This window comes from Nocardioides sp., assembly GCF_051876515.1.
In the GTDB taxonomy this organism is placed as follows: Bacteria; Actinomycetota; Actinomycetes; order Propionibacteriales; family Nocardioidaceae; genus Nocardioides.
The window spans coordinates 1-5,509 of record NZ_JBJEHY010000225.1 but is presented as its reverse complement, the minus strand read 5'-3'; the positions used below and the strand labels follow the sequence as shown (position 1 = coordinate 5,509).

The window sequence follows — 5,509 nt, the reverse complement described above, 5'->3', positions numbered from 1 at the left end:
AGCATCGCGGCGAAGCAGCCGTCGCCGCCGTGGGTGGTGTTCGAGTGGGGGGCGTTCTCCACGGCGCGGTTCACGGCGTACGTCTCCTCGGTCGAGGCGTCCTACACGCTCTTCGGGACCACCGGGGTGCCGATCCGGGCGACCTGCCAGATGCGGCTGCACGAGATCCCCTCGAAGACCAAGGGCCAGAACCCGACCTCGGGGGCGCTCACCGCGCAGCGGGTGCACCGCGTGGTCGCGGGCGACACCCTCCAGTCGCTGGCGTGGCGGGAGTACGGGGAGGCGTCGGCCTGGCGGGCCATCGCCGAGGCCAACGACATCGACGACCCCTCGCGGCTGCGCTCCGGGACCGAACTGGTGCTGCCCGCCGCCGAGGAGGTGCGGCGCTGATGGTGCGTACCGCGTTCTCCAGCGTCATCCAGGTCTCGATCGGCGGGGCCGAGCTTCCGAAGGACATCGCCCCGCTGCTGGTGGAGGGCTGGGTCGACCAGGGCGCGGGCGTGCCCGCCGCCTTCCGGCTGACCTTCCGCGACCCGTACCGGATCGTCCTCGGGGAGCTGGGGGTGACGTTCGGCACCGAGGTGGTGCTGACCCCGGTCGCCGACGGCGAGGGGCTCGGCGATCCGCTGCTCACCGGCGAGGTCACCGGCCTGGAGGCGGACTACGACGGCACCGGCAGCTTCGCCGTCGTACGCGGCTACGACTTCGGGCACCGCCTGATGCGCCGCCGCCGGGTCTCCGCGTACCGCAACCAGACCGCCTCCGACATCGCCCGCAGGCTGGCCGCGAAGGCGGGCGTGCCGATCGGGCGGATCCAGTCCACCCCGGCGCTCTACGAGTTCATCAGCCAGCCCAACATCAGCGACTGGGACTTCCTCTCGCGCCTCGCCGACGAGAACGAGTCGGTGATGTCACTGGACGCGAAGGGCAAGTTCCAGTTCGTGAAGCCCAAGGCGTCCTCGGGGGCGCCCTCGCCGGGCACGGACGGTGACAAGAGCCCGTTCGTGCTCCAGGGCGGCCACGACATCCTGCGGCTGCGGGCCGCCGTCACCGCCGCCGACCAGGTCAACAAGGTGGAGACACGCGGCTGGAACGTCACCACCAAGAAGAAGATCAGCGAGGTCAAGACCCTCACCACCGACCCGGGCATCAGCATCGGCGTCACCCCGGGCGAGATCGCCCGCGCCTTCAAGTCCGCGACGCTGGTGGAGACCGCGTCGCCGTACGACAAGCAGTCCGAGGTGCAGCACGCCGCCGAGGCCCTCGCCACCGACGTCACCTCGTCCTTCGCGGAGCTGGAGGTGGCCGCGCGTGGCAACCCCGAGTTGCGGCCCGGCGTCCCGGTGGCCCTCTCCGACGTGGGCGAGCCCTTCGAGGGCAAGTACACGGTGACCTCGGTGCGGCACGTCTTCGGCGACGGCAGGCACTACGAGTCCTGGGTGACCGTCAGCGGCCGCCAGTGGCGCTCGCTGTACGGACTGGCCTCGGGCGGCGGTGAGGCGGGCGGCGGCGCCTCCCGGCTGCCCAGCGTCGCCAACGCCGTCGTCACCGACGTCCAGGACCCGCTGCGCCAGGGCAGGGTCAAGCTCACCTTCCCCTGGCTGAACGACGCGTACGTCAGCGACTGGACGCGGTGCGTGCAGCTGGGCGGGAAGAGCGGCGGCGGGATCTTCCCGATGGACGTCGGCGACGAAGTGCTGGTCGCCTTCGACCGGGGCGCGCTCGACCACCCCTTCGTCATCGGCGGGCTGTACAACGGCGTCGACCTGCCGACCCGCGTCCCGGACGTGCCGCTCCACGACGGGCTGCGCAAACAGGCCACCCGGCACACCCTCTCCGACCGCCAGGGCAACCGCGTCGACCTGCTCAGCCAGCGCTCCGGCGGCAAACAGGGCGTGCGGGTCGCCTCCGGGGACGGCCGGCTGACCGTCAACCTCGACCGCACCAACACCGAGATCACCGTCGACAGCGACGGGGACGTCACCATCAAGGGCGGCAGGTCCGTCTCCGTCGAGGCGGGCACCGACCTCACCCTGAGCGCCCGCCGCAAGCTCACCCTCAAGAGCGGCGGGATCATCACCATGCAGAGCCGGGGCGCCACCAACCTGCGGACCCTGGCGGGCGGCTTCAACGTCAACGCGACCGGCGTCCTCAACCTCCAGGCCAGCGGCACCGCCCTGCTCAACGCCACCGGCACGGTCCAGATCAACTCGGTGGCCAGCGTCGGGATGCGGGCGATCAACATCCCGCTCATGGGCGTGGTCACCATCAACGGGAAGCCGGTGCCGCTGTGACGGACCGCCCCCGCGACCGCCGCCCCCTGCCCTTCCGTCCGTCCCCCGGGGAGTCCTGATGTCCGAACAGTTCGTGGGCTCCGGCTGGGCCTTCCCCCTGCGGATCGGCCCCACCGGCGGCATCGCCCTGGTCAGCGGCGAGCGCGAGATCGAGGAGTCGATCCGGCTGGTCCTCGCCACCGCGCCCGGCGAGCGGCCGATGCGCCCGGAGTTCGGCTGCGCCATCCACGACCTCGTCTTCGCGCCGGTCAACGAGCAGACCGCCGGGCGCATCCAGCACGAGGTGCTGACCAGCCTGGACCGGTGGGAGCCGCGGATCGAGGTGCACGACGTGGAGGTCACCGCGGGCCACGACCGCAGCGTGCTCTTCATCGACGTCCGCTACGCCATCCGCGGCACCAACAACCCGCGCAGCCTGGTCTTCCCCTTCTACGTCATCCCCTCCCACGACGAGCCGGGCACGCCCGGCGGCGCCGCCGGCCCGGGCGGCCCCGGGACCCTCCCCGAAAGCGAACGCTGATGTCCCTGCCCTCCCCCAACCTCGACGACCGCCGCTTCCAGCAGTTCGTGGACGACGCCAAGCGCTACATCCAGCAGCGGGCGCCCGAGTGGACCGACCACAACGTCTCCGACCCCGGCGTCACCCTCGTCGAGACCGTCGCCCACATGGCCGACCAGATCGTCTACCGGCTCAACCGGGTCCCGGACAAGAACCATCTGGCCTTCCTCGACCTGGTCGGCATCACGCTGTTCCCGCCGTCGGCCGCCCGCACCGAGGTGACCTTCTGGCTCTCGGCGCCGCAGGAGGAGACGGTGGCGGTACCGGTCGGCACCGAGGTCGCCACCACCCGCACCGAGCGGGACGAGGCCGTGGTCTTCGCCACCGAGCGCGGGCTGAGCATCGTGCCGACCGCCCTCAGCCACCTCGTGGTGCAGCGCCAGGGCGGCCCGGTCACCGACCGCACCACCGAACTGGCCGAGGGCAAGGACCTGCTGTGCTTCTCCGAGGCACCGGAACCCGGCGACTGCATGCTGATCGGCCTCACCGCCGCCGCCCCGCACTGCGCCCTCGCCCTCGAACTGGACAGCCGCGTCGACGGTGTCGGCGTCGACCCGCGCCAGCCCCCGCTCTCCTGGGAAGCGTGGACGGAGGACGGCTGGCAGCCCTGCGAGGTCGACCGGGACGGCACCGGCGGCCTCAACCGCCCCGGCGACATCGTGCTCCACCTGCCCGAGGGCCACGTCCTCTCCCGCAACGGCGGCCACGAGGCCGGCTGGGTGCGCTGCCGGGTCACCGAGCCGCTGACCGGCCAGCCCTTCTACACCACCTCCCCCACCATCCGCTCGGCCGAGGCGTACACGGTCGGCGGCACCACCCGCGCCGTGCACGCCGAGACCGTGCGCGACGAGGCGCTCGGCGAGTCCACCGGCCTGCCCGGCCAGCGGCTGCGGCTCGCCCACGCCCCGGTCGTCGCGGACTCCCCGCCCGTGCTGCTCCAGACCGCCACGCACGAGGGCTGGCACGACTGGGAGGTCGTCCCGCACTTCGCCTCCTCCCGCCCCGACGACCCGCACATCACCCTGGACGGCGCCACCGGCGAGATCGCCTTCGGCCCCTCGGTCCGCGAGAGCGACGGCACCCTGCGCCAGTACGGCGCCGTCCCGCCCAAGGGCGCCGTCATCCGGGCCCGCCGCTACCGCACCGGCGGCGGCCGCGCCGGCAACGTCGCCCGCCACGCCGTCCAGGTCCTGCGCACCTCCATCCCGTACGTCGGGGAGGTCGTCAACCGCGAGGCGGCGCGCGGCGGGGTCGACGGCGAGACGGTGGAGGAGGCCAAACTGCGGGCCCCCATCACCCTGCGCGCCCAGGAACGGGCCGTCACCCTGCGGGACTACGAGGAACTGGCCCGCCGCGCCGCCCCCGAGACGGCCCGGATCACCTGCCTGGAGGGCGAGGAGGGCGAACACGGGGCGTACGCGGTGCGGGTCCTGGTCGTCCCGCAGGCCGTCCCCGACCCCGGCGGGCGGCTGCGTTTCGAGCAACTGGTCCCCGGTGACGCCCTGCTGGACCGCATCACCCGCCAGCTCGACGAGCGCCGCCTGATCGGCACCCGGCTCGCCGTCGGCCCGCCCTTCTACCAGGGCGTCACGGTGGTCGCCACGGTGCACGCCTTCCGCGCCGTCGACACCGACCGGGTACGCCGCCAGGCCCACGACGCCCTCTACCGCCACCTCGACCCGCTCACCGGCGGCGCCGACGGGCGGGGCTGGCCCTTCGGCCGCCCGGTGCAGGCGGGGGAGGTCTTCGCGGTACTGCAACGCGTCCCCGGCGTCGAACTCGTCGACGAGGTCGTGCTGCACCCGGCCGACCCGCTGACCGGCAAGCGCGGCGACCCCACCGACCGCATCGACCTGGAGGCACCCGCGCTGGTCTTCTCCTACGACCACCGGGTCCGGGTCGTCGGGGACACCCCGTGAGCGCCCGGGGTTCGGTCGACGGGCTGGAGTCCTCCGCCCCCCTCGCCGCGATGCTGCCCGCGGTCTTCGCCGACGACGACCTGGCCCAGCGCTTCGTCGCCGGGCTCGACGAGGTCCTCGCGCCCATCCTCAACACCCTGGACTGCCTGGACCGTTACTTCGACCCGGCGCTGACGCCCGTCGACTTCGCCCGCTGGCTCGGCACCTGGATCGGCGCCGAGACCGACGGCACCGAGCCTGATCCCCGGCTGCGCGCCATCGTCGCCGCCACCGCCCGCCTGCACCGCGTCCGGGGGACCCGGCAGGGGCTGGTGGAGACGGTGCGGCTCGCGTTCGGCGCCACGCCGGAGATCACCGAGTCCGGCGGTGCGGCGTGGAGCGCCCGCCCGCTGGGCCCCTTCCCCGGTCCTGCCCGGCCGGCCCTGCACGTCGCGCTCCGGCTGCCCGACCCCACCCCGGCCGACACCCACCGCCTCGACGCCCTCGTCGCGGCGGCGCGCCCGGCCCACATGCCCTACACGGTCGAAGTGACCGCCGCCGAAAGGACATCGGAGCGATGACCACCAAGAACTGCGCCGAGTGCGGGACCCGCGCGGAACCGGGCCAGTCCTTCTGCGACGCCTGCGGCGCGGTCCTCAGCTGGGACCCGGCACGCGGCACCGCCCCCCGCGCCACCGCGGCGGCCCCGGCCTCCGCCCCGGCCACCTCGCCCGCTCCGGCTGCCCCAGCCGACGGCG

The 5,509-nt window shown here is 73.7% G+C and carries 5 protein-coding genes and 1 pseudogene; all 6 read left to right on the top strand.

What is annotated here, in order from left to right; translation table 11 throughout:
• Positions 1 to 390, top strand: a 390-nt coding sequence (locus tag ACI379_RS15970; RefSeq protein ID WP_439793100.1) for a LysM peptidoglycan-binding domain-containing protein, incomplete at its 5' end; no start/stop codon positions are given.
• Complete coding sequence (locus ACI379_RS15965) at positions 390 to 2,294, top strand: VgrG-related protein (protein WP_439793099.1); 1,905 nt, start codon at positions 390 to 392, stop codon at positions 2,292 to 2,294. The genes ACI379_RS15970 and ACI379_RS15965, both read left to right, overlap by 1 nt.
• A 58-nt stretch (positions 2,295 to 2,352) precedes the next feature.
• Positions 2,353 to 2,814, top strand: coding sequence for a GPW/gp25 family protein (locus ACI379_RS15960; protein ID WP_030696797.1), 462 nt, complete (start codon positions 2,353 to 2,355; stop codon positions 2,812 to 2,814).
• On the top strand, positions 2,814 to 4,772 hold the full coding sequence (locus tag ACI379_RS15955) for a putative baseplate assembly protein (RefSeq protein WP_030696796.1): 1,959 nt from the start codon (positions 2,814 to 2,816) through the stop codon (positions 4,770 to 4,772). Before ACI379_RS15960 ends, ACI379_RS15955 begins: the two co-directional genes overlap by 1 nt.
• Positions 4,769 to 5,332: a phage tail protein gene (locus ACI379_RS15950; protein ID WP_047468604.1), complete on the top strand. Its 564-nt coding sequence runs from the start codon at positions 4,769 to 4,771 to the stop codon at positions 5,330 to 5,332. Before ACI379_RS15955 ends, ACI379_RS15950 begins: the two co-directional genes overlap by 4 nt.
• Positions 5,329 to 5,509, top strand: a pseudogene (locus ACI379_RS15945) (hypothetical protein); the annotation flags it as partial. The gene ACI379_RS15950 and the pseudogene ACI379_RS15945, both read left to right, overlap by 4 nt.

Bases quoted from the DNA above. Each gene is read 5' to 3' on its own strand.
- ACI379_RS15965 (WP_439793099.1), top strand. From the start codon at position 390: ATGGTGCGTACCGCGTTCTCCAGCGTCATCCAGGTCTCGATCGGCGGG.
- ACI379_RS15960 (WP_030696797.1), top strand. From the start codon at position 2,353: ATGTCCGAACAGTTCGTGGGCTCCGGCTGGGCCTTCCCCCTGCGGATC.
- ACI379_RS15955 (WP_030696796.1), top strand. From the start codon at position 2,814: ATGTCCCTGCCCTCCCCCAACCTCGACGACCGCCGCTTCCAGCAGTTC.